Raw genomic sequence first — 24,909 nt, 5'->3', positions numbered from 1 at the left:
TTGTTAACTTAGATTGTTGCTTTTAAAAGGTATATTGTGTGAAAACTGTACTCGTTATTTTGACCCAAGCCAATCTAACCAGCCTACAAGTCAATGAAAGCCTCGCCGCTAGTATGGTTTTAGCAACCTTTGGCTCACCAGTCAAAGTATTATTGAAAGATGCAGCTCTTAGCCTCTTACAAAATGAACATAACTTTGACCAGTTGCAGCATGCTTTTAAAATTGCTTCAAACATGGTGGATAGCTTTGAGTTTTATGACTTGAGTCCCATTCTTGTTGAGACCAAAAATAAACAGCATCCTTTTGTTCAAAACAGTGAGCAGGAGCTAGAGTTTGTTCAGTTAGATACTGAACTCATCCAATCTTTCGATCATGTCTTATATTGGTAGATAAAGGTGTAAATTTAATGACGCAATCAACACTTTATCTGGTGCAAGCTTCTTATCACCATACCCCTCGTATTATTGAAGAACTTGAAAAGCTTTTTCATCAAGACGATCAGGTTGTTTTTATGGGCGATTCAACCGCACAGCTTTCCGTAAGCATTTGTCAGCAGTTTGGCTCAGTTTCTTGTTTGTCTCATGAAAAAGATTTAATTGATGCAGAAACCTTAGCTCACGTTAAGATATTAAATTATGACCAGTTTGCGGATCTGGTTTTACAATTTAATCGATGTATTTCTTTGAAATAATATAGTTAGGCTCATTTTTATGAATTTAGAATTAGATCAAGATGGTCATTTAGTCGACTATACGATTTGGAATCCAGAAGTCGCACAGGAACTTGCCAAATCTCTCGATCTTGAATTAACAGATTGGCATTTTGAAGTTTTAGCTGCGGTTCGCCAATTTTATCAGCAATTTGGGCATTCTCCAGCGACTCGTCCCCTCATTAAATTCTTAATGAAAACCGTCAGTCCTGATATCAATAATGCTGTTTTACAGCAAAAATTTAATACCGGTTTAGTTGCGCGCCATCTCAGTCGTTTGGCAGGCATTCCTAAACCAGCAAATTGTTTATAAATTTTTTATGCGAACTTTTTAGCGGCAGCGACACATAGAATTGTTACTGCCGTTACCATTAACATCGACCAACTTACATGTTCATGTAATAACAGTGCGGCAATCGCGAGTCCCATTAAAGGTTGTAAAAGCTGTAGCTGGCTAATTGCAGCAATACCGCCTTGTGCAAGTCCTTTGTACCAGAAAAAGAACCCGATAAGCATACTAAATAACGATACATAAACCAGCCCTGCTATCGCCGATGTAGATACATCTTGGAAAGAAACGGGCATGTAAAAAATAGTAGCAAACAGCATAATTGGTAAAGCTAAAATAAGCGCCCAACAAATCACCTGCCATCCACCTATTTTTTTCGAAAGTACTCCGCCTTCCGCATAGCCAAATCCACATAGAATAATTGCAATAAGCATGTATAAATCGCCGATGCCAAAAGAAGCTTCACCCGACAAAAAAAACATGTAGGTAAAAACAATCAGGCTGCCTAAAATTGCAAATATCCAAAAAAATAAATTTGGTTTTTCTCCACCTCTCACTACTGCGAATATGGCAGTAGCGAGCGGTAGAAGACTCACAAAGACAATTGAATGTGCTGCATCCATATATTGCAAAGCAAGTGCCGTAAATAAGGGAAAACCCACCACAACACCTAAAGCAACTATAGCAAGTGGCCCCCAATATTGTTTAGCAGGTCTTTTTTCTTTAAGCAAAAAGATAAGAATTAAACCCAAAATACCCGCAATGGCTGCTCTTGCCGCCGTGAGAAAACCAGGATCAAAACTGGTAACCGCAACACGGGTGGCTGGTAATGAGCCTGCAAAAATCGCAACCCCAATAAAACCATTTACCCAACCATTCATAAACTTTTGCATATTATTCTCCGCAACTATACGAAGAATTTAAGCTGTGATATGGTATCAAAACCAGATACAAAGCAGTACAATTTTAAAAAACTGTTATGTATAAATAAGCAGTACAGTTAGAGATGGTTAACGTGAATCAGTCAAAAACAAAAATCGAGCTTGTTATTTCACAGATTGAACAGCAAATTAAAAATCGTTCTTTAACGCCAGGCTCCCGTTTACCTTCTGTACGTAAACTATCCAAAGATTTAGGTTTTTCTGTTTCTACTATTGTTGAAGCTTATGAGCGGTTAATTGCCGTAGGTAAAATTGAATCTCGTAGTGGCTCCGGTTTTTATGTCGTAGGACCGCTTGCCCCTTTAGCTTTAAGTGAATTAGGCCCTAAATTAGATCGTTCTATAGATCCGTTATGGATTTCGCGTCAGTCTTTGGAAGCAAAACCCGATGCATTTAAACCTGGTTGTGGTTGGTTACCAAATGACTGGATGCCACTTGAAAGTATTCGTAAAGCTTTAAGATCTGCTACACGTAACGAAGATGATACCTTAATGGGCTATTCGTCACCTCTAGGGCTACCAGCATTAAGAGATTTACTCGCTAGGCGAGCGCAAAGTAAAGGTATAGAAGCAAACTTAAACCAAGTTCTTTTAACTGACTCCGGCACTCAAGCTATTGATCTGGTTTGCCGTTTTTTACTTAAACCAGATGATGTTGTTTTGATTGATGACCCTTGCTACTTTAACTTCCATGCCCTACTTAAAGTTCATCAAGTTAAAGTTATTGGTATTCCTTACACATCAAATGGTCCAGATTTAGAAACATTTAAAGAAGCGATTGAGACCCATAATCCACGGCTTTACATTACAAATTCTGGAATACACAATCCCACTGGTGCAACACTCTCACTTTCGATCGCTCATCAATTATTAAAACTCATTGAGCAGTCGAATTTGATTGTGATTGAAGACGATATATTTTCAGATTTTGAACATACTTCAGCGCCACGACTTGCGGCCCTAGACAACCTTTCACGCGTGATTTTTATTGGAAGTTTTTCTAAAACGCTCTCTGCTTCTATTCGCTGCGGCTACATTATTGCGAAACCAGAATGGATTGATCAAATTACCGATTTAAAAATAGCCACCAGTTTTTCTCACAATGGACTCTCAGCCAAGATTTTACACACAGCTTTAACCGATGGTTCATACCGTAAGCATCTAGATGTGTTAAAAGTTCGTTTAGCTCAAGCCATGCAGGAAACAATAGCGAAACTTAAATCGATTGGAATAGAACCATGGATTGAACCAAAGGCTGGAATTTTTGTGTGGTGTCGGTTACCCGAAGGAGTAGATGCAGCGAAGATTGCTCAGTTTTGTCTGAATCGAGAAGTAATTCTTGCTCCGGGTAATGCCTTTAGCCAAGCACAATCGGCAGGCCACTTTATTCGTTTTAATATTACCCAATCAAATCATGATTATATTTATAAGACTCTTACAGAGGCACTTCAGCAAGAGTCTTTAAAGAAAACACTTTAAGCTTGTTTTTGCTTTTGTTCTATATAAGCAAAATAGCCCGGTCCAGCTGTAACTTGAACTTGTTTTGCATGTAAAGGTTCACGGCAGACCGAACATACCATGATTGGTTCAAATTTATGACCACAAGCTTTATGACGATATTCCAATGGTTTACCTAAACCTTGATCCATCCATTTATCTGCCCAGTTCGCCATAGATAATATAATTGGATAAAGCTCAAATCCTTTATCAGTGAGACGATATTCAAAGCGTTCCTGACGGTCAAAATAAGGAGCTTTGACTAAAATTTCGTATTCAACCAAACGCTTTAAACGATCCGATAGGACATGACGAGTGACACCTAGCGATTTTTGAAAATCATCAAAACGGCGAATTCCCATAAAAGCATTACGTAATATTAGCATCGTCCATCGATCACCAATTACTGATAGCATGCGGGCAACAGAACAAGGTTGATCACCGATGTCATCCCATTTCATCTTTATGCTTTCCTCAATATAGAACTGGCCTACTTGCCTTATTATTCATACCCTAAACCACTTAATATGTTATATGCAACATTCAGCTTAAAAATAAGTTTTTAATGTACTTATGATGCTTATTTTTTAAATAACCATGAATAGAAATATTTATAAAATATGATTAACTTATAAGTATAAATTAATCATATTCAGCTTATTTGTAGGCTAATTTGAAATAAAAATTCCTTTTAATAATGTACCTGACTCTAATTTTGTACTCGCAGGAATACGTACTAAGCAATTGGCTTGCATAAGATTACTCAGCATATGGGACTGCTGCTTAGCCAAACTTTTTACTCTAAGTTGTCCTGCATCAAAATAAGCATACATTCGTAAAAAACGCTCACGTGCATCTTCTTTTAAATCATGCTCTAAAATTGCAGTAAACCATTCTGGTCCCTGTCTATTGCCCTGCAATGCATCAAGCAAAGATTTACCGTAAACTTGCATTGCTACATATACCGCAGCCGGATTGCCTGGTAGGCCTAACAAATAGCAAGAATGGCTAGCTTGTGAATTATGGTATTCGGCAAAGAATAAAGGTTTACCCGGTTTTTGTTTAACTTTCCAAAAGATTTGTTCAAACCCAACTTCGAAAGCGCATGGTCGAACAAAGTCGTAGTCTCCTACCGAAACTCCGCCTGTTGTTATGATGACATCATAGCTGTCTTTTAACTGGTTAAAGTATTGAGTGACCTGTTCAGCTTCATCTGCCACGTGAATGAGTTCAATATCTAAACCATAATCTATAAACCAAGCTTTTAATAAAGGCCCATTTGCATCAAAGACTTTTCCATCAATTAAATCATCTGCTGTTTGAGCAACTTCATCACCTGTGACTAGTACTGCAACTTTTGGTCTACGATAAACAGTAAGCTCTTGCACTCCCGCCATACTTAAAGCAGCCAAGCTTCCAATATTTAGAAACTGTCCTACTTGAGCAAGCAACTGCCCCTGCTGGATTTCTTCACCAGTAAAACGGATATCAGCTTGAGGGCGTATATGTTCCGTTAAACAAATTTCTTGAGCCGAAATAACCGATACGATTTCTTGCCGTGCTACATGCGTTGTCCCTTCAGGAATTTTGCCGCCCGTAAATATACGAATCGCCTGACCTTCACTTAGTATGTCATGACTCTCACTTCCGGCACGAATCTCGCCAGTAACCTGAAACTTTTGATTATTTAAATCTTCTGCATGGCTACAAAGCGCATAACCGTCTACCGCACTTTGAGAAAAGCTTGGTAGATTAATTTCAGAGTAAATATCTTTAGCAAGATAACTACTTAGGCTATTTGTTAGAGTCTTTTGAATAGAGTTTAAGTTTCTAGGCTTATTAATCACTAAATCTAGCGCTTCATCTATACTGATTAATCCACGCTCAGCACCACAACCTGACATTATTCATAGCCTCCTGGATGCGGTAAATCACGGCAAACATCAAAAATATGGACTAAGGCAGGTAAAATAGCAGCCATTGATTCGCTTGCTCCACCCCGGCTTCCCGGTAAAGTCACCACTAACGAACGGTCAATAAACCCTGCCACTCCACGTGACATAGCAGCATATGGCGTGCGTTTTTGTCCAAATGAACGTGCGGCTTCCATTAAACCATCTAATTTACGTTCTAAAAGAGGCTCTAGCGTATCAACCGTAATATCACGCTTGCCAATTCCTGTACCACCAACAGTCATAATGCAAGCATATGATTTGCTCAACTCAAGCACTAAGTTTTTTAAGGTATCCGCTTCATCTGGCAAAATCTGGTAGTGAATCGGATCAAATCCTGCTTCAGTTAACGTTTCAACCACAGATTTTCCGGCAGTATCGGGCTTTCTGCCCGCTGCTACGGTATCTGACAATACAATAACCGCAGCCGAAACAGGTTGACGAAGAACTCGCTTGAAGTGTGATTTTCCACCTTTTTTCTTAAGCAATTTACATTGATCCATCCAGAGCTCTTCTGGTTCACAATGCGGTTTTAACATGTCATAAATGGTTAACCCTGCAAGGCTTGCAGCCGTTAAGGCTTCCATTTCTACGCCAGTTGGGCCAATGGTTTCGACCACGGTAATAATCTTTACAAAATCATGTTCTAATTCATATTCAACATCTGCACGATAAATCGGCAGTGGATGGCACAAAGGAATCAGCTCATCAGTTCGTTTTGCTGCCAAAATTCCTGCAACACGTGCAGTTTTTAATGCATCCCCTTTTTCGGTATTCCCCTGTCTTAATAATTCAATACAGTGTGGTGGCGCATATAAAATCGCTTGTGCTTCGGCAACACGATAACTTTCCGGCTTCATTCCAACGTTTTTCATTATTTATCCTATTCTTACTTATTTCAGTGTGAGTGTTCATGGCCGGCAAGATGGTGATGCTTGTGGTCGTGTGGAGCATCCTTACGAATACAACAACCCTCTACATAATGACTCGTGCCATCTGTAAAGAACTCTTCTTTAAAGACAGGCACTTCATGTTTTACCCGTTCGACTGCTTCCTCACATGCTTGAAAAGCTTCACGGCGATGGGCTGCATACGCAATCGCAATAATGGCTGTTTCACCGACATCTAGATATCCAATCCGATGAACCACTCGCACATAAGATACCTGATACTTTTTCTCAATTTCTAGTTCAATTTCACGTATCATTTTTTCAGAAAGCGGTTTATACGAGGTATATTTCAGTGCTTTAACAGCTTTACCTTCATGATGGTTACGAACTGTACCCATAAAAATATCAATTCCACCGCATTCAGGAAATGATTCAATAGGATCAAAAGTATCTAAGCTTAAAGCCTGCTCTTGTATACGTGCAAAATCTCGCATGGCTCATCCTCCTGCAACTGGTGATAATAAAACCAAAGTACATGCCTCACTTAATGTAGCTTGTCTGGAGATGACATTATCACCAATCGCACATGCACATTTTTCCATGGCCTGTGTACATTCTGGATGCAATAAAACAATTTCATCTAAGACATCTTTAACTAAAATATCGGTGGGGAAAACTAACGAAAGATTTTGTGGAAGCAATTTTTCAATTGCACCAAATGATTCGATTTTAATTTGGATAGATTGCTGCATTTATCCCCCAAGCATATGCATACTGATTTTACGGGTTTGTTGATGTTGTAAGGCATGAAAGCCTTTGGCTTTGTGCCAGATATAAGGATGAACCAAATCATTTAAATTTTGGACTGTCATCTCGTATTCTGGCGTATTTTGTTTACTTACCAATGCTTCAAGCTGAGGTTTAATATTTAAGCCTTGCGGTGCAAACAAACAGTTATATAGTTCGCCTTTTGCGGTAAGTCGTATACGGTCACACTGATGACAAAATGAATGCGTAATTGTGGAAATAATTCCTAAATGGTAGCTACCGTTAATTAGATATTGACGCGCTGGCTCATGTTGCTGCTCGATGACTTGTACCGAATAATACGGTTGCAATACCTGTAAAATTTCAGCCTCACTTACCACATCTTTATTTGACCAAAGTGCATCACCATCAAGCGGCATAAACTCGATAAAACGTAAAGGAATATGGTTGGAGATTGACCACTTCACCATGGGTAAGATTTGATCGTCATTTTTATCTTTCATTAATACGCAGTTAATTTTAAAAGGTAGTTCTGCATCTTTAGCAGCTTGAATACCCTCAAGAACTGGTTCTAACTTTTTCTTAGTGAGCTCTTTAAATTGAATTGAATCAAGACTATCTAAACTAATGTTTAGATCATCTAATCCAGCGTCTTTTAGTTGTTTAGCATATTTAGCAAGGTAATGACCATTTGTAGTCATCGATATACGTTTTAAACCTAATGCTTTTAAAGCTTGTAAGTCTCGTATGAAATGAACAACACCTTGACGCATTAATGGTTCACCGCCCGTAATGCGAATACTCTCGATACCTTGCTGCACCATAAAATGACAAAATTGAAAGAGCGCTTCAAAACTAAGCAAGTCTTGTTTATTTAACCATTCAGGATGTTCAGGCATGCAATATACACACTTAAAATTACAGCGATCAGTTACAGAAATTCGTAACTTACGCTTGATACGCCCATATTGATCTTGCAGAAGGCTTGGCGCAGTTTCAGAGTGGTATTGTTTCATCATTTGCACTCATATCGAGAACATTTCAAATCTTGCGAGCACCGATTATGAACAATCAAATACAAAAAATTGCATCTTAATAGTGCTTTGATCTTTAATAGCAAAATTTGTTCCAGCTCTACTTATTTTCCATAATATTTAAATTTTTTATAGACTTTCCACCGCACCGTCTCAAGAACAATTAAAAAATGAATCTCAAGTTCGCACGATAAAATCTATGTTTTACTTGATTCTATTTCTAACACTTTTCTAGACGGATGGGTACATATTTATGGTAAGGCGTTTTAGATAATGGATCACAATGTTCAGCAGAAATAAGTAAGTTTAATTGTGGCCCAATCGGTTCTCCATTTTGAAAGCGCATACCGTAGCCGTGTGGAAGTGACACAACACCTCTTCTCATCCCATCATCCAACTCAATAGCTACCTGAATTTCTCCATGTTGTGAAATACATTTAAGCTGCTCTCCTGTATCTACATTTAAGTGCCTTGCATCTTCGGGATGAATACGTAGTGCACCTTCTGCATCTACTTTTCGCCAAGCAGGGTCACGGTAAATTTGGTTGGCGTTGTAGCTACGGCGTTCACCTGATAAAAGAATGAAAGGAAACTCTTCAATATTAACGTTATGGCTTTTCAAGCTTGCGAGTTCACTTAACATCTCGGGAATTGCAAGACGTATTTTCTTATCTTTATAAGCCACCAGTTTCCAGACTTCATCATATTCATGTTGAGATAAAACCATACCTGAACGTTGCTTTAGTATCTGCTCAAATAGTTTGACTCCTTGTGTTAACGGATTACCTTTATAACCTGCACGGCGTACTGCTTTGGTATGTAAAACAGCATATTGAATAGATAGCGGCAATAAAAAAGCAACTGAATCTGCAGAATTGCCAAGTCGTTTGCCAAGAGTTCGATAAATGATAGAGGCAGCAAAAGGGATATATTTTTTATGTCGTGCCAAGGTAAGTCCTAGCGCCGACAAGTAGGGTAAGTAGGCAGTTTTTTTCGAGGCGACCGCAGCTATTTTTTCTAAAACTGGGAAACTCTTCGGAATAGCATTCATAGCTTCCAGTAATCGAGTATAAATTTCGGCTTCCGGTAAAGTATTTGCTTGAGCAGCCAAAACGGGATGACGCAGGTGAAAACCATTCTTAGGAAATTCCAAGTTAAAACCAGTAAATTCCCATTTTTCAAACTGAGTATGAGCAGGCAAAATATAGTGTGCAAGTCTCGCGGTTTCTGTCATCGCAACATCGATTACAACCAATAAATCTAATGCTTTAAAGGCTTCCTCAAAAGCTGGTGTATCAGGGTAAGTTAATAGTGGATTACAACTATCTACAAACACAGCACGAATTCGCTTTTCCCCTGCTTTTAATATTTCATCGGGTAAAATATTAGGCGGGAAAAACCCGGAAATCGGGAACATTTTATGGTAAACGCTACGTCGATATTTTGCTTTTCTTTCATCCGTATCGGTCAAAATTGGAATAAACATGGTATGCAAATTATTGGTACCTTGCTTTCCAAAGTTTCCAGTCAATAAATATAAAAGCTTTTCTAAATAACCATTTAATGTTGTATTCAAAGTATGTTGAATACCTAAATCGATACGTACACAGCCCCTTTTTGCTTTAGCAAAGTCTCGAACAACCTGGTAAATCAAGTCGACTGGAACATCTGCTTTGGCAATATAGTCTTCAATCGGCACACGACTAAATGCTGTTTTTACTTCTTCAAACCCATGTGTATGTTGCTCAATAAACGCTGCATCATAAAGCTTTTCTTTAATAATGATCGCAATCATAGCCGACATTAAAAAAGCATCCGTCCCTGGTTTTAATTGCACATGGATATCTGCTTGTTTGGCTGTTTCGGTAACACGCGGGTCAAACACCACCATGGTTCGGTTCGGATCTTTTTTAATATGTTTTAGTGTGTCTCGTGCGTTGGGAATGCCATGGGCCTGAAACGGGTTCGTTCCAATAAAAAGTACGTAATCTGCATGTTCAACATCTTCTGTAGTATGGCAGGCCTGACTACCGAACAAACGCCCATTAAGCCAAAAATCACCCGTTTTTTCTTGGGCAAGAGAGTTGTAAGCATAATAACTTTTCATGGCTAGCAAAAGTTGACGCCCGTAAGCTGCACCGAGATGATTGCCTTGACCTCCGCCCCCAACCGAAGCAAAAGCAGTACCACCAAATTTATCTCTAATCTGAACCAATTGATCGGCAATTTCTTGTATTGCCACATCCCAACTAATTTCTTGAAACGAGCCATCTGGTTGGCGTTTTAAAGGTGCGGTTAAACGGTCTGCATGTTTCTGGTAATGCTGTAATCTTGCGGCTTTTTGGCAAATGTAACCTTGAGAAAATGGATGCTCAGGATTACCTTTAATTTTAACAAATTGGTTATCTTGAATTTCTACGCTCAAACCGCAGTTTCTTGAACATAAAATACATGCGGTCACATCTGTTTTATTTTGCTTCAGCGCTTCAACCATGCCCTTTGACTCCCTTTATTTTTATACATTTCAATGCAACGAAACATCAAGTTCCAAAATAGAACTTAAATAATAAATAGTCAACCGTACAAAGATTAAAAATGTGGTTCACTCGACCAATGTAAATTTTAAAGCGCTAATATCCGAAGTTAATTTGCTGTAAAAATTTCTTTAAATGCTTTGATTTGTTTGTATTGCTGAAGCTCATCCAATGAATTAATGCTATGAAAAAAAAGATTCTGTTTTTGAAATATAGCGACTTGCGCATGCAAAAGCTTAAAGCATTCTTTCAAACTTAATCGTTGCTTTTCAATTTGCTCCGTTATGGTGATGAGACTTTCACGTTTTAATAAGCAAAATGGATATAAGGCATCACCATTAATTGAAACATAAGCTGCCTGAGCCTGTTTATTTTTCCGAAGAGTGCTGTGTAATTTCGCAACGACTTGCGTAGGTATATAAGTCACATCACAAGGAATAAATAAAACATAATCTGCTTCTACATGAGACCATGCACTTTTCATCCCCATAAGTGGACCGAAAAAACCGGAAGCATCATCTTGAAAACACTTAATATCGGGCACAATACTTTGATAGATTGAATAGTCGCGATGACTATTCACCCAAATTTCAGACACGGATGATCTTAATTTCTGATGAATTTTAATGAGTTGGGGTTCACCATCAAATTGTTGCAACAACTTATTTAAACCATTCATACGGCGGGCTTGTCCTCCTGCCAGAATGACCAGATCAGTTACGGGATATCCCTTATTCACACTTCCACCTCTTGTTGGCAAGCTTTAATCAAGCCACGAATTTCAGGTAAACATGATCCACAGTTTCCACCTGCTTTTAAACATGCAGTAACCTGTTTTTCATGGGTAATGTTTTGTGTTTTTATTACTTCGATAATTTTATTCTTACCTACTTTAAAACAACTACACACCAAAGGCCCATCATTATTGGTAGCCGACATCGGCATACCCGCAAGCAATGCTTTGCGGTGTAAGGCGCTCAAACGTTCTCGTTTAAACAGACTCGCCACCCAATCACGGTCTGGCAATAAATCTGGAGGTGCAATATATAGACTTGCAATTACAATGCCATCTTTCAAAATAACGCTATGGCTCAGTTGTGACGAAATATCTTCTATGCTTAACCATTCAAAGGTTTCATCGGCAAATGGTAAAAAGCTTTTCAGATTCTTTTGAGTATCATGAAAAGTTTGGCGGTCTGCAAGTTCATAGCGGCTGGTTTTCACCATTTTGACTTTAGTCCACCATGCACAGTGATGTAGCGATTCTTGAATATGCGAATCGTATCCTTCACGAATATAGAGCACGCCTTGCCAAGTGGTATAGAACGGTTGAATAGTTACAGGCGTATGCTTGAACTCGGGCTCACCTGAAATGGCATCGACTTCTGGGTTAACCACTTTGCCAATACGGGCATCGGACGCAAATTGTTCAGTCCAGTGAATTGGCGCAAAAATTTGCCCACGACGCACACCCGATGAGAAGGTTACACGTAGTACACAACTACCCCATTTCGAACGAACTTCTACCAAGCCTTGATCACGTACGCCAAACTTCAAAGCATCACTTGGGTGAATCTCACAGAATGGTTCAGCACGATGACTGGTCAGATTTGGTGACAAGCCAGTACGCGTCATGGTGTGCCATTGGTCACGAATACGCCCTGTATTTAAAATGAGCGGATAATCTTCTGAAACTGCATGAACTGGATCAATTACAACAGTTGGAATCAGTTTTGCCTTGGCATTTTTATGACTAAACTGCCCTTTCCCAAACAATTGTTGAACGGCTTTAGCGTCTTGGTTTTTATTCCACACTGGCCATTGCACTGGTTGCAGAGCATCGTACTCAGCATTACTTAGGTTCATTAAACCTTTTAGATTGAAATAACGGAAATTATTACTTTCTGCACGAGTATTTATGTCTGCATTGTCTTGTGCAGATAACGCTGCATGCTCATTGAAAATATCAACAGCACTGGTAAATTCAAAACCATCGAAGCCTAATTTTTTCGCGACATGACTCACTGACCACCAGTCTGCTTTTGCTTCACCCGGCGCAGGTAAAAATGCACGCTGACGTGAAATACGACGCTCAGAGTTAGTAACGGTTCCATCTTTTTCACCCCAACCTAAAGCTGGAAGCAAAATATCAGCGTAAGCCGTAGTATCCGTATCGGCACAGATATCTGACACAACGACCAATTCGCACTTTTCTAATGCACGTTTCACCTGATCGGCATCTGGTAAACTTACCACTGGATTGGTCGCCATAATCCAGATAGCTTTAATTTTTCCAGCTTCAACAGCACGGAACAAATCAACTGCTTTTAAGCCAGCTTGAGTCGCAATAAATGGACTATCCCAAAAGGTCTGCACTACTTTTTGATGTAGTGGATTATCTAAGTCCATATGCGCTGCCAGCATATTGGCTAGGCCACCCACTTCTCGGCCTCCCATAGCATTGGGCTGACCTGTCATCGAAAATGGTGCAGCGCCGAGCTTTCCAATTTTGCCTGTTAGTAAGTGACAGTTAATAATACTGTTAGCTTTATTCACACCCTGACTTGATTGATTAACACCCATTGAAAATAGCGTAATTACCTTTTCAGTCTGTGCAAATTTCTCAAAGAACTGTTGCATTTTATCAAGTGCAATTCCTGTACGCTTTGCCACATATTCCACATTAGCTTCTGGCTCGCTGCTTGCCAAAACATCTTGCAGACCTTCGGTATAAGCCTCTACAAATGCCTGATCGGCATGACCATTTTGATATAGATATTGGAATAGGCTATTAAATAAAGCGACATCTTGACCCGGTAAAATCGGCAAATGCAAATCCGCTTGCTCACAAGTACTGGTAAAGCGTGGGTCAATCACGACCACAAACATATCCGGATTTTGGCTTTTTGCCTGCATAATCCGCTGATACAACACAGGATGGCACCATGCGGTGTTAGATCCAACCAATACCACCATATCTGTATGTTCAAAATCTTCATAACTTGCAGGCACAATATCTTCACCGAAACTACGTTTGTGACCTGCCACAGCAGATGACATGCAAAGGCGTGAGTTAGTATCGATATTTGCAGTACCCAAATAGCCTTTTACAAACTTGTTCACCACATAATAGTCTTCAGTCAAAAGCTGACCTGAAACATAAAATGCGATACTGTCGCGACCATATTGATCGATACAAGACTGGAATTTATCGGCAATTTTATTGATTGCTGCCTCCCATGTCGTTACAGTCCGATGTGGCTTACGACCAAACATCGGTTGAAGTAGCCGTGTTTCCAACCCCAAAGTATCCGCAAGTCGGCTACCTTTGATACATAAGCGTCCAAAGTTGGAAGGATGCTCAGCATCTCCCTCAACTTGCACCACAGGTCCTTGAGGTTTTTGTTGAACGGTTACACTAACACCACAACCTACACCGCAATATGGACATGTTGTTTTAGTTGTTTTTGCAACATGGTCGGAGCTATCGATTTCAACGCTTGGAATACTATTCATAACTGCTCCTTTCCCTATTTAGCCTGCATTTTTTAATGCAAAATCTCGACCAAATAGCAGCTTATTTCTAAATGAAGAAACAGGAGTTTGATCTGCAATTAACTCTGCATACCACATGCCATCTTCAGTATCTCCAAACAATACTGCACCGATTACCCGATCGCTTTGAATGATAATACGCTTATAAATCTGGCGTTTTTCATCGTTCAGGATAATGTCTTCATAATCATCTTTCGGCTCAAAATTGCCCGCAGAGAACACATCGACACCGCTGACTTTTAACTGAGTCGGTACGGTCGGTGCTTTAAAAGTTAAGCTGCCGTGTTCAGCCAAATGGGTCGCGCAAATAAAAGCTTGCCCCCACAGTGGTTCAACCAAACCAAAAGTTTGACCACGGTGTTCGATACACTCACCCACCGCGTAAATACTTGGGTCAAACGTTTGCATGGTGTCATTCACCAACACACCACGATTACAACGTAGACCAGCACTTTGCGCCAAAGCAATATTCGGACGGATACCTACAGCAAACACCACAAGGTCAGCATCTAACACTGTGCCATCTTTCAAACGGATGTGTTTGACATGACCGTTTTCATCAGCAATTAACGCTTCTGTATTAGCTTCGGTAATGATTTGAATGCCTTTTTGTTCAATACTATGGCGCAGTAACTGACTTGCACGCCCATCAAGTTGACGCTCCATAATGCGGTCCATCAAATGCAATACTGTCACATTCATACCGCGTTGTTTTAAACCGTAGGCTGCTTCTAAACCGAGTAAACCACCACCAATCACGACTGCATTAGTTTTTGAACCGCAGTACTCAATCATGGTGTTAACGTCATAAATATCACGGAAAGTTAACACCCCTTTTAAGTTGACACCTTGAACTGGTGGAATAAACGGAGCCGAACCTGTTGCCAAAATCAAACGATCATAATCAACAGTTTGCCCTTTTTCGGTGTAAACCACTTTACGTGGACGATCAATTTTTACCGCTTTATCACCAGCAATAAATTTAATGCCTTTATCGTCATACCACTTCGGTGGATGCAGCATAATATCTTCAATGGTTTTTTCACCCGATAAAACCGGAGACAACATAATACGGTTATAGTTACCCCAAGGTTCTTCACCAATCACCGTGACTTCATAACGATCTGGTGCCATATCAAGTAAATCTTCCAGACAACGCATTCCTGCTAAACCATTCCCGATCAGCACCAGTTTAAGTTTGTCTTGTGATACACCTGTATTGGTAATATAAGTTTTTTTCGGCACCGCATTGACCCAAACACGGCCATCAACAATTTTGCTCGGGTAAACCGCCAATTTTTGGTCTTTATCTTCTAAACAACGACCCGTTGCCAAACTAAAATGTTGTTTATAGATTGGCGATGCAATAACACGCTCACCTTGTAAATCACCAATAATGCCGCGGCTCATGACATTCGCTTGGCTAAACGGATCTTTATTACTCAGCACGTAAACACGTTTTTCATGTCCTACACGGAAAATCGCAACAGCCTGTCCAGCCACTAGCGCTCCTGCACCGGTGTTTGGGGTTAAATCATCAAGTTCACAAACGTCAATCCATTGATCATCAGGAAGCATATTTTTGTCTTGTACAATATTCATATAAGTTCTCCTTTATGCTTCAACCATTCGAATACGGTCTTCTGAACGTTCAGCTTCGGTTAATGGACGGATTTGACCACGTTCAGTTGTAAATTGAATGTGTGGATCGGCCTGCTCATTTGCACCTGCGTTGATATACGTTTGGAAGCGTTTACGAACTTCAGGATTTTCTACCGCAGTACGCCATTCGTCTTGATATGTGCCAATAATGTGTTCCATACGGCGCTCAAGCTCGGCAGCCAAACCAAGAGAGTCCTCAACAATCACAGATTTAAGGTAGTCTAGACCGCCTTCCATGTTGTCACGCCATACACTCGTACGTTGTAAACGGTCTGCGGTTTGAATGTAGAACATATAGAAACGGTCGATGTAACGAATGAGCGTTGCCTTATCAAGGTCAGATGCAAGTAACTCGGCATGACGTGGTTTCATACCACCGTTACCACATACATAAAGGTTCCAACCTTTTTCGGTCCGCTTATGGAAATGATCATATCTATCTAAACATATCATTTTCAGACATTTTCATATCAATAACTGACAATTCATTACTTTTACATCCTTTTCATAATTTCGACGAACAAACAGAACTCCCCTAGATATCTGTGCATAATTTTGTTAACTTGATTATGTTACAAATTCAAAATATGAATTTTGAGTTGATGAATTTGGGGGGATGAAATAATGAGAGAGATCTCACACCGCGAAGTTTATGCACTGGTTGATATTAACAATTGTTATGTCAGCTGTGAGCGACTTTTCAACCCCAAACTCATTGATAAACCTGTAGTTGTTTTATCTAACAACGATGGTTGTGTTGTGTCACGTAGTGAAGAAGCAAAACTTTTAGGTATTAAGATGGGAGTACCGTGGTTTCAAATTGAGAAAGATGCCGTGCAAGCTGGTGTTCAAGTCTATTCAAGCAACTACACTTTATATGCCGAGATGTCCCGTCGTTTTTTTGCTGTTCTCGGTGAATTTTTCTCTCCAGATGATATAGAAGCTTACTCTATAGATGAGTGCTTTATTCATCTCACTCCTTACCTTCAATCTATTGATATATCTGACTACTGCTTTAAGGTGAAAGAGACTCTCCTCCAATGGTTAGGTCTACCTTGTTGTATTGGAATTGGATATTCAAAAACACAAGCAAAACTTGCCAATCATTTTGCTAAGAAAATTAAAAGTTTTAAGGGAATCTGTAATTTCATCACCTTAGATCCATTAATTATGGAAGACCTCATGCAACAGACATCGGTCAAAGAAGTATGGGGAATTGGCTACCAATTAGTCAAACAACTACAAAGTTATGAAGTATATTCATGCCTAGACTTAACTTTTGCCAATGAACATCATATGGCAAAGGCATTTTCTGTGGTCATGGCACGTACTATTCGTGAGCTAAAAGGCCAATCATGTATTGAACTTGACGATCCTAGTATTCCAACTAAAAGGATTTTAGCGTCACGAAGTTTTGCTCAAGCTTTATCCAGTATCGAGATTATTAAACAAGCACTTATTTTTCATCTTAATCGAGCGCATCGCCGCTTAATGAAACAAGAACAACTTTGTGCCTGCATTCAAGTCATGCTTTATGAGAAAACCGATAAGCCACCTTATAAAAAAGCCACTTCTCAGGCCATTGGTCTTCACTATGCAACAGATGACTTATGCATAATCACAAAAGCAGCAATGCATCAAATTGATGTTTTATATAAAGAAAATAAAAGTTATATAAAAATTGGAGTATTATTTTGTGGTCTACACGCGCGTCAACAACACATTGATGATTTATGGCAGCCTCTGGAACTTATTCATCAAAGACAACAATTAATGGAAACTTTAGGTACAGTTCGTAAGCGTTTTGGTAGTCATTATTTACAAGTGGGATATCACTCGCGCAATCCATCTTGGCAAATGAAACAATGCCATCGCTCAAAAAACTACCTAACTCGCTGGAATGAAATGTTAACAATTGAAGATGCCCATACCGTCGTTACACAAAATACATGAACTGTTTTTGTCAATTCGGTTTAAAATGAGCCTTGTTAAATTACTTGAAATTTTGTCATTTTTTAACATTGCTAATTCGTCGCAAAATTTACAATATATAAGCCGAATTTGGTGTACCCTTTCTGCGACAATTAAAAGAAATTATAAAAAACTTGTAGAAACATATGCCATAATAAGCAAACTTTGCAGACATCTTGCAAAGACTATTTGCAACTTTAGAGCTGGAGCAATCTGAATGAGTTCGACCATTTTGGTAATTCATGGACCGAATTTGAATTTGCTGGGAAAACGCGAACCAGAAGTATATGGTCATCTTACCCTAGACAATATCAACCAACAACTTATTGCTCAAGCTAAACAAGCCTCTATTACACTCGATACATTTCAAAGCAATTGGGAAGGTGCCATTGTTGACCGTATTCATCAGGCACAAACAGAAGGCGTAAAACTTATTATTATTAACCCTGCTGCCCTTACTCATACCTCAGTTGCTTTACGTGATGCTCTACTTGGCGTTGCCATTCCATTTATTGAAGTACATTTGTCAAATGTTCACGCACGTGAAGCGTTTAGACACCACTCTTATTTATCAGACAAAGCAATTGGCGTGATTTGTGGTCTAGGTGCAAAAGGTTATAGCTTTGCACTCGATTACGCTATTGAAAAAATTCAACCATCTAACCCAAACTAGTTCAGGAATAGTCGCCCATGGATATCCGCAAAATTAAAAAACTCATCGATTTAATGATTGAGTCTGACTTGCAAGCGATTGAAGTTAAAGAAGGTGATCAATCAATCGCTTTAACTCGTCGTAATCCTGTCGTTGCTGCGGCTGGTGTAGCACTTCCAGCAGCTCCTGTTGCTGAAGCACCTGTTGCAAAAACCCCACGTGGAGCAGTTGAAACTTCTCCTATGGTTGGTGTGTTCTATGCTGCTCCAAGCCCAGGTGAAGCACCATTTGTTAAAGTAGGTCAAACTGTATCTGCTGGTGAGACTTTGGGTATTATCGAAGCAATGAAAATCATGAACCCTATTGAAGCAACTCAAAGCGGCGTGATTGAAGAAATTTTAGTGAAAAATGGTGATGTGATCCAATTCGGTCAACCTTTATTCCGTTATCGCGCGTAATACCCCGGGGACAACTATGTTGCAAAAAGTTTTAATTGCAAACCGTGGTGAAATCGCTTTACGAATTACTCGGGCTTGCAAAACATTAGGAATCAAAACTGTCGGTATATATTCAGATGCTGATAAAGATTTGATGCATTTACGTTTCGTTGATGAAGCAGTATGTATTGGTCCGGGTGCAAGTAGTGACAGCTATTTAAACATCCCAGCAATTATTACTGCTGCAGAAATTACTGGTGCTGATGCAATTCACCCAGGCTATGGCTTTCTTTCAGAAAATGCCGAGTTTGCTGAAATTGTAGAAAGCTCGGGTTTCACATTTATTGGCCCTCGCCCAGAACATATTCGTTTAATGGGTAACAAGGTTTCTGCAATTGTTGCAATGAAAAAAGCTGGTGTACCTACAGTACCTGGTTGTGACCATGCTGTAACTATCCACAACGCTTTAGCAGAAGCTAAAGAAATCGGTTTCCCGCTCATTGTTAAAGCGGCAGCTGGTGGTGGTGGTCGTGGTATGCGTATTGTTGAACGCGTAGACACATTACTTGAGTCAGTTCAAGCGGCTCAACGTGATGCAGAAATGTGGTTCGGTGATGACACCGTATACATGGAACGCTTCTTACAAAAACCTCGCCATGTCGAAGTTCAAGTTTTAGGTGATGGTAATGGTCATGCGATTCATTTATATGATCGCGACTGTTCATTACAACGTCGTCACCAAAAGGTGTTAGAAGAAGCTCCTGCTCCAAATCTACCAGAAAAAGCACGTGCTGATATTTTAGAAGCTTGTGTTAACGCATGTCAGTTAATGCAATATCGTGGTGCAGGTACATTTGAATTCTTGTTCGAAGATGGTGAATTCTTCTTTATCGAAATGAACACTCGTGTTCAGGTTGAGCACCCTGTAACTGAAATGGTTACTGGTGTTGATATCATTGAGCAACAATTACGTATTGCAGCTGGTTTAGGTCTAGAGCTTCAACAAAAAGATATTGAAGTTCGTGGTCATGCTATTGAATGTCGTATTAATGCAGAAGATCCAACAACTTTCTTACCTTCACCAGGTAAAATTGAGAGCTTCTATGCGCCAGGCGGTGCAGGTATTCGTTTAGATTCTCATATCTATCCTGGATATAGTATTCCTCCATACTACGACTCAATGATTGCAAAATTAATTTCTCATGGTAAAGATCGCGAAACTTCGCTTGCTCGTATGCGTCAAGCGTTAGACGAAATGATTCTTACTGGAATTAAAACCAACATTCCTTTGCATAAAGATCTTATCTTGCAAGACAAAAGCTTCTGTGAACAGGCAATGGACATCCATTACCTTGAAAAGCACTTGTTGAAACAATTGGAAGAAAAGAAGAAAGCTGAAACTGCATAACATGCATAATAAAAAAGCCTCTTAAATAAGAGGCTTTTTTATATCTATTTAGATTTATGGCAACATTCGACGTAAAGTTGCAAAACATTGCTCACCTTTAGCAGTTGAGCAGAAATTAATAGTATGGTCATTTTTCCACTGCACAAAATATTGGGAAACATCACCAGTCTGATCTTGCTGCTGACCAGAGCAATCTACTTTATTATTATCAAACTTAATCTGCATAACTAAAGCAGATAACTGCTCTTTAGGGTCATCAGATGGCTGGTATTCATAAATACCATATGACCATTCCTCACCACTTTTGATCACTACATCATTACTACTGCGGAAGTTATAGTACTCTACACATTTCTTATTATTTGGAATCTCCATTCCCCATAATCCCATAATCTCAGGACGCGTAACAATACGTATAGCATTAGGATTACTTGCAGTTCGAACAGGCTGTTCAGCAGGCTTTTGCGTTGCTGTTTCAGCCATAGCAAAACCAGAAAAAGCTAATAATAATCCCATAATATAAATATTTTTCATAGATTTATTAATCATTAAACGCATGAGTTTAAGTTAGCACATTTTTTTAGAAAAACATTGCTTCATAACCATATAAAAACAATATTTTTCAACCGTAACGAATAAATACTTTCCATAAAACAATTTAGCCACTTAACCACGTAATGTTAACAATGTTAGTGATGTTTCGATTAAGAAGCTGGCTTTTCAATTTGTTTGGGTAACCAAAATACAAAACACAAACCGAATAGCACAACGAGCGTAGCAATCATAAAAATATGCTCACCAGTCAGAGTTTTCCAATAATGACCCGCTAAAATACTTCCAAATGCCACTCCCAATCCCCACATGGTACTGTATAAAGCCTGTCCACGACCTTGCTGTCCTATTGAAAAGTTTTGAAAAATAAGCCGCATTGCAATAAGGTGAAATAGACCAAAACTAAAAGCATGTAAACATTGTGCAAATAGCTGACCTATAAAGTAATGAGAAAAGAGAGCGACTAGCAACCAACGTATGCTGGTTAAAACCAAACATATAGCAACAAGACTACGCCAAGAAAAATATTTGAAGAAAGTAGCCGCATATGCAAACATTACGATTTCAGAGACAACCCCCATTGCCCACAAGAAGCCAATTTCAGTCGTACTGTAATTTAAAGATTTTAGAAAGTTGCTATAAAAACTATAAAAAGGTGCATGCGAAAAAAGGAGAATAAATTCGATTGTAAAAAAAGCAGCAACTTCCGGGCGCTTTAACACAGGTAATAAAGGCTCTAAATGCTTTTGAGAAGTTGGAGCTCCCTCAGGCTCACGAATAGTGAAAGCCCAAATAAATGCAAGTGAAGCAATAACAAGCAATAAAATAGGCAACATAGAAATTGGAATAATTTCTAAAATGGCACCTATAGTAAATACACCTACAATAAATCCAACTGATCCCCATTTTCGAATCTTCCCATAGAGTTTTGCTCTTTGATCACCTAACCAAAATAAGGTTACCCCCTCAAACTGAGCTAAAATTGCATTTTGGAAAAAACTAAAAATAAGCATGAGTAAAGCGACAGATTGAAAGGTATTAGGAACTATAAAAATAGCCAACCATATACAGGCTTCCATCCAAGTTGCCAGTCGCACCAAAAGCATTCTTTTACCAGATTTATCTGCGATCCAACCCCAAACTAAAGGTGCAAAAAATCGTGTCACAATCGCAATAGATGATAAAATACCTATTTGTTGATAATTAAATCCTTGATCTTGAAGATATAAATTCCAATACGGCATGAATGTACCAACAATGGAATAATAGAAAAAGTAGAATCCACCAAGTCTGGTTTGGATTGTAAGTGATGGGAGCAAGTGATAAACCTTTGTATTTTCAATAGGTTAAAATTTTAGATGGTTGCATATGTATATCTACATTTACCCTCACTTGTAGTTCAACAGTCTACAAACTTAATCTTAAACATTTTGTAGACTGTGCATCAGTTAGACAAAGTAGATATCAACTTACCGACCGTCGCAATTCTATCATTTACATAAAAAACTCATAGCGTTATTCATAATAGAAAATATGGAATTACAAGATTTTCATTTAATAAATATTGATTAAATTTTGTCTTAATTTTCATAAATAAGTGTTTGTCCATCATCGGGTACTTGTACACGGTCAACTGCATTCATTTCACGCAGAATTTGCTTTATCTCATCTCGTTTTACAGGACAGTGATTTAATGCTTCAAGATGATTAGCAATAACATATTTAGGCGAAAGCTCAATAAATTCGCATACTTCATTTTTCGACATAAGAATCGGCTGCCCCACATCCATTTGCGCTTGTCCCGCAGCAACTACCGCAATATCAGGTCGAAATTTAAGTAAGGCATTTTTAACATCATGAGTGAGTACGGTATCACCACTAATATATAAAGAAGGTTCATTTGGCAATTCTAAATAGAAGCCACAACCATTCGCCATCAATTTACTAATCCAGCCATGCCCATGACGCGCTGGTATCGCAACCAATCTTCCACCTAAAAACTCGATTTCTTTCCAGTAATCAATACCTGCCTGAACATTTATCCCATATTTAGATAAATACGACACATCATTTTGAAATGAATAAACAGGAATTTGCTTTTGAATAAGAAAGTCCTCACCCTTTTGATCTAGATGATCAGTATGTTGAAATGCTTTTATTCCAAAAGTTTGGCTATGAGTAATTAAACAATGGGTAACTTTGTTTAATAATTCTTGGGCATTCAAAGGTAGATCAACTAAAGGATTCTTTTTAGCCTTAAAGCGGATGTATGAAAAAGCAGGAAGCGAACCTTTATCACCCAACATCGGATCAATTAAAATAAAATAAGGCCCAGTTTCTATAATAAAAGTTGCACTTCGCAAATGATGAATTTTCATAGATATATAAATTATTTAATTATATAAAATTCAATTATAAACTATGAATTTAATAGAAATTTAATCATTGATAAATTATTTCTCATACTCACCCAAACAAAGGCTTAAGTTTGCCCCATAACCATAAATGAATATATTTTTCGACAGTTATTCAATGTAGTCAACATAGTCTACTTCTATCTTCTAATCTATTAATTTAAAAAAGCCTTTCTTACAATTGCTTAGATATACAAAACACCCTCACCCCCTTAATTATTTTAAAATTTAAGTATAAAGTAGATATACTTCACACCAAAGTTTGTTTGATACCTCTCAACATGCCTCATACCCCTAGCTTTTGGCGTAGTCTTTTCCGTCTTGTGCATATTTATGCTGGTATTTTTATTGCCCCATTTATATTTATTGCGGCGTTTACAGGTCTTCTATATGCAATTACTCCTCAGATAGAACAATCTATCTATAAAGATACACTATATGTTCAGCCTTTAAATAAAGATACCCACTCACTAAGCCAACAGGTTGAGGCAGCAAAAAAAGTGATGCCCGAATCTGCACAAATTACAGAAGTGAGGCCAGCTCCAAGCTCAACACAAACAACACGAGTTATTTTTTCTGATAAGGCTCATCATTTAAATAATGAAGCTGTTTTTGTAGACCCTTATACACTCTCTATAAAAGGTCAACTTACTGTATATGGGACCAGTGGAGTACTTCCATTTCGTACATTCTTAGATCAATTACATAGTAATTTATTATTAGGGAAATGGGGTCGTTTTTATAGTGAACTTGCTGCAAGCTGGCTGGGCATTTTAACCCTAACGGGCCTATATAGTTGGTGGAAACGTCGTCAAAATTTTAAAATCAGACAAACATCTAAAAATCGTTTATTAAAATGGCATAGCTCTATCGGCTTGACTCTATTACCACTTTTATTGTTCATTTCGATTACTGGTCTTACATGGTCTCAATGGGCTGGCGATAATATTCGTATCGCTCGTCAATGGTTAAATTGGCAAACACCAACATTATCCACAACTTTAAATAATGCTCCATTACCCCAAATATCTCATGATGAGCATAAAGAACATCATAGTATGGTCATGGAAACTTCGGATTTAGAGATCATGCCAACTGAATTCGACTCTGCATTAGCAATTGCTAGGGCAAATGGAATTCATTCAGCCCAAATACAAATCAAACCACCAGTTGATGCAAATCAGGCTTGGACTGTTACTGAACTACAGCGTAAATGGCCAACTCAAGCAGACAGTATAGCGATTGATGTACATCAACACAAAGTCATCGACAAACTAGCTTTTAAAGATTACTCGTTATTTGCAAAACTTACACGCTGGGGGGTCGATGCTCATATTGGAGTGTTATTCGGTTGGATCAATCAATTGATACTCGCCTTATATGCTCTTGGGCTATGTATCATGATTATTTATGCATATAAAGCTTGGTTTAAAACGTCTAATTTAAAACTTACGACTAACCATTTTGTTAGCCAAACTTTATTGGTCTGGAGGCGCGCAAGCAATCAACAAAAAATAATCACGGTACTTACACTTATTATTTTAGGAATTAGTTTGCCTATTTTCGGATTTAGCTTATTAATCACACTGTTTATATTACTAATACGAAAACAAAGCTCTCTACAAACTAAATAAAATTCTTAACA

At 38.7% G+C, this 24,909-nt stretch carries 23 protein-coding genes and 1 pseudogene; 9 read left to right on the top strand and 15 right to left on the bottom strand.

Features of this window, described 5'->3' with window-relative positions; all coding sequences use genetic code 11:
* Positions 1 to 38: 38 nt before the first annotated feature.
* From MSG95_RS07415 to MSG95_RS07405, 3 genes are read left to right on the top strand one after another with little or no spacing between them, the layout of a single operon-like run.
* Complete coding sequence (locus tag MSG95_RS07415) at positions 39 to 389, top strand: hypothetical protein (RefSeq protein ID WP_077166231.1); 351 nt, start codon at positions 39 to 41, stop codon at positions 387 to 389.
* A 17-nt stretch (positions 390 to 406) separates the two neighbouring features.
* The gene (locus MSG95_RS07410) at positions 407 to 691 is read left to right on the top strand and encodes a DsrH like protein (protein ID WP_077166230.1); all 285 of its coding nucleotides are present in this window, start codon (positions 407 to 409) and stop codon (positions 689 to 691) included.
* 19 nt (positions 692 to 710) lie between these two features.
* Positions 711 to 1,022 (top strand): TusE/DsrC/DsvC family sulfur relay protein, encoded by a 312-nt coding sequence (locus tag MSG95_RS07405; RefSeq protein ID WP_001047539.1) that lies wholly within the window; start codon positions 711 to 713, stop codon positions 1,020 to 1,022.
* A 5-nt stretch (positions 1,023 to 1,027) separates the two neighbouring features.
* Here MSG95_RS07405 and MSG95_RS07400 read toward each other — a convergent pair whose 3' ends face one another.
* Positions 1,028 to 1,891, bottom strand: a complete 864-nt coding sequence (locus tag MSG95_RS07400; protein ID WP_213033588.1) for a DMT family transporter — start codon at positions 1,889 to 1,891, stop codon at positions 1,028 to 1,030.
* A 122-nt stretch (positions 1,892 to 2,013) separates the two neighbouring features.
* On the opposite strand from MSG95_RS07400, the gene MSG95_RS07395 reads away from it, so the two are divergent.
* A complete protein-coding gene (locus MSG95_RS07395) occupies positions 2,014 to 3,417 on the top strand; it encodes a PLP-dependent aminotransferase family protein (protein WP_077166229.1) in 1,404 nt (467 codons plus the stop codon).
* On the opposite strand, the gene MSG95_RS07390 is transcribed toward MSG95_RS07395, so the two are convergent.
* The 11 genes and pseudogenes from MSG95_RS07390 to MSG95_RS07340 all read right to left on the bottom strand — a co-directional run.
* A complete protein-coding gene (locus tag MSG95_RS07390; RefSeq protein WP_019458721.1) occupies positions 3,414 to 3,896 on the bottom strand; it encodes a winged helix-turn-helix transcriptional regulator in 483 nt (160 codons plus the stop codon). The genes MSG95_RS07395 and MSG95_RS07390 overlap by 4 nt on opposite strands.
* 207 nt (positions 3,897 to 4,103) lie before the next feature.
* The gene (locus MSG95_RS07385; RefSeq protein WP_077166228.1) at positions 4,104 to 5,339 is read right to left on the bottom strand and encodes a molybdopterin molybdotransferase MoeA; all 1,236 of its coding nucleotides are present in this window, start codon (positions 5,337 to 5,339) and stop codon (positions 4,104 to 4,106) included.
* On the bottom strand, positions 5,339 to 6,262 hold the full coding sequence (gene moaCB / locus MSG95_RS07380; protein WP_000799986.1) for a bifunctional molybdenum cofactor biosynthesis protein MoaC/MoaB: 924 nt from the start codon (positions 6,260 to 6,262) through the stop codon (positions 5,339 to 5,341). Before moaCB ends, MSG95_RS07385 begins: the two co-directional genes overlap by 1 nt.
* 23 nt (positions 6,263 to 6,285) lie before the next feature.
* A complete protein-coding gene (locus tag MSG95_RS07375) occupies positions 6,286 to 6,771 on the bottom strand; it encodes a molybdenum cofactor biosynthesis protein MoaE (RefSeq protein WP_077166227.1) in 486 nt (161 codons plus the stop codon).
* A 3-nt stretch (positions 6,772 to 6,774) separates the two neighbouring features.
* Entirely contained in the window at positions 6,775 to 7,029 is a 255-nt protein-coding gene (locus MSG95_RS07370) for a MoaD/ThiS family protein (protein WP_077166226.1), read from the bottom strand.
* A complete protein-coding gene (gene moaA, locus MSG95_RS07365) occupies positions 7,030 to 8,070 on the bottom strand; it encodes a GTP 3',8-cyclase MoaA (RefSeq protein WP_077166225.1) in 1,041 nt (346 codons plus the stop codon).
* 229 nt (positions 8,071 to 8,299) lie between these two features.
* A complete protein-coding gene (locus MSG95_RS07360; protein ID WP_151819523.1) occupies positions 8,300 to 10,573 on the bottom strand; it encodes a molybdopterin-dependent oxidoreductase in 2,274 nt (757 codons plus the stop codon).
* A gap of 149 nt (positions 10,574 to 10,722) precedes the next feature.
* On the bottom strand, positions 10,723 to 11,352 hold the full coding sequence (gene mobA, locus MSG95_RS07355; protein ID WP_077166224.1) for a molybdenum cofactor guanylyltransferase: 630 nt from the start codon (positions 11,350 to 11,352) through the stop codon (positions 10,723 to 10,725).
* Entirely contained in the window at positions 11,349 to 14,129 is a 2,781-nt protein-coding gene (locus MSG95_RS07350; RefSeq protein WP_077166223.1) for a nitrate reductase, read from the bottom strand. The genes mobA and MSG95_RS07350 overlap by 4 nt, the downstream gene beginning before the upstream one ends.
* Positions 14,130 to 14,147: 18 nt before the next feature.
* Positions 14,148 to 15,770 (bottom strand): nitrite reductase small subunit NirD, encoded by a 1,623-nt coding sequence (nirD, locus tag MSG95_RS07345; protein ID WP_077166222.1) that lies wholly within the window; start codon positions 15,768 to 15,770, stop codon positions 14,148 to 14,150.
* 12 nt (positions 15,771 to 15,782) lie between these two features.
* Positions 15,783 to 16,244, bottom strand: a pseudogene (locus MSG95_RS07340) (nitrite reductase (NAD(P)H)); the annotation flags it as partial.
* 210 nt (positions 16,245 to 16,454) lie between these two features.
* On the opposite strand from MSG95_RS07340, the gene MSG95_RS07335 reads away from it, so the two are divergent.
* The 4 genes from MSG95_RS07335 (at position 16,455) to accC (ending at position 20,298) form a co-directional block, all read left to right on the top strand.
* Entirely contained in the window at positions 16,455 to 17,783 is a 1,329-nt protein-coding gene (locus tag MSG95_RS07335; RefSeq protein WP_077166216.1) for a Y-family DNA polymerase, read from the top strand.
* A 235-nt stretch (positions 17,784 to 18,018) separates the two neighbouring features.
* Positions 18,019 to 18,474 (top strand): type II 3-dehydroquinate dehydratase, encoded by a 456-nt coding sequence (aroQ, locus tag MSG95_RS07330; protein ID WP_004701126.1) that lies wholly within the window; start codon positions 18,019 to 18,021, stop codon positions 18,472 to 18,474.
* 17 nt (positions 18,475 to 18,491) lie between these two features.
* Positions 18,492 to 18,911, top strand: a complete 420-nt coding sequence (gene accB, locus MSG95_RS07325; RefSeq protein ID WP_004701124.1) for an acetyl-CoA carboxylase biotin carboxyl carrier protein — start codon at positions 18,492 to 18,494, stop codon at positions 18,909 to 18,911.
* 16 nt (positions 18,912 to 18,927) lie between these two features.
* The gene (gene accC / locus MSG95_RS07320; RefSeq protein WP_004701123.1) at positions 18,928 to 20,298 is read left to right on the top strand and encodes an acetyl-CoA carboxylase biotin carboxylase subunit; all 1,371 of its coding nucleotides are present in this window, start codon (positions 18,928 to 18,930) and stop codon (positions 20,296 to 20,298) included.
* A gap of 54 nt (positions 20,299 to 20,352) precedes the next feature.
* On the opposite strand, the gene MSG95_RS07315 is transcribed toward accC, so the two are convergent.
* The 3 genes from MSG95_RS07315 to MSG95_RS07305 form a co-directional block, all read right to left on the bottom strand.
* On the bottom strand, positions 20,353 to 20,856 hold the full coding sequence (locus tag MSG95_RS07315; protein WP_004701120.1) for a hypothetical protein: 504 nt from the start codon (positions 20,854 to 20,856) through the stop codon (positions 20,353 to 20,355).
* A 146-nt stretch (positions 20,857 to 21,002) separates the two neighbouring features.
* The gene (locus MSG95_RS07310) at positions 21,003 to 22,169 is read right to left on the bottom strand and encodes an MFS transporter (RefSeq protein ID WP_213033587.1); all 1,167 of its coding nucleotides are present in this window, start codon (positions 22,167 to 22,169) and stop codon (positions 21,003 to 21,005) included.
* Between the two features lie 261 nt (positions 22,170 to 22,430).
* Complete coding sequence (locus tag MSG95_RS07305; RefSeq protein ID WP_077166215.1) at positions 22,431 to 23,228, bottom strand: MBL fold metallo-hydrolase; 798 nt, start codon at positions 23,226 to 23,228, stop codon at positions 22,431 to 22,433.
* A gap of 317 nt (positions 23,229 to 23,545) precedes the next feature.
* Between MSG95_RS07305 and MSG95_RS07300 the strand changes: the two genes are divergently transcribed.
* The gene (locus MSG95_RS07300; protein WP_077166214.1) at positions 23,546 to 24,898 is read left to right on the top strand and encodes a PepSY-associated TM helix domain-containing protein; all 1,353 of its coding nucleotides are present in this window, start codon (positions 23,546 to 23,548) and stop codon (positions 24,896 to 24,898) included.
* Positions 24,899 to 24,909: the final 11 nt, after the last annotated feature.

Source organism: Acinetobacter sp. IK23 (assembly GCF_035615275.1).
Taxonomy (GTDB): domain Bacteria; phylum Pseudomonadota; class Gammaproteobacteria; order Pseudomonadales; family Moraxellaceae; genus Acinetobacter; species Acinetobacter seifertii.
The sequence above is the reverse complement of the archived record's forward strand: the minus strand, read 5'-3'. Positions and strand labels throughout refer to the sequence as shown.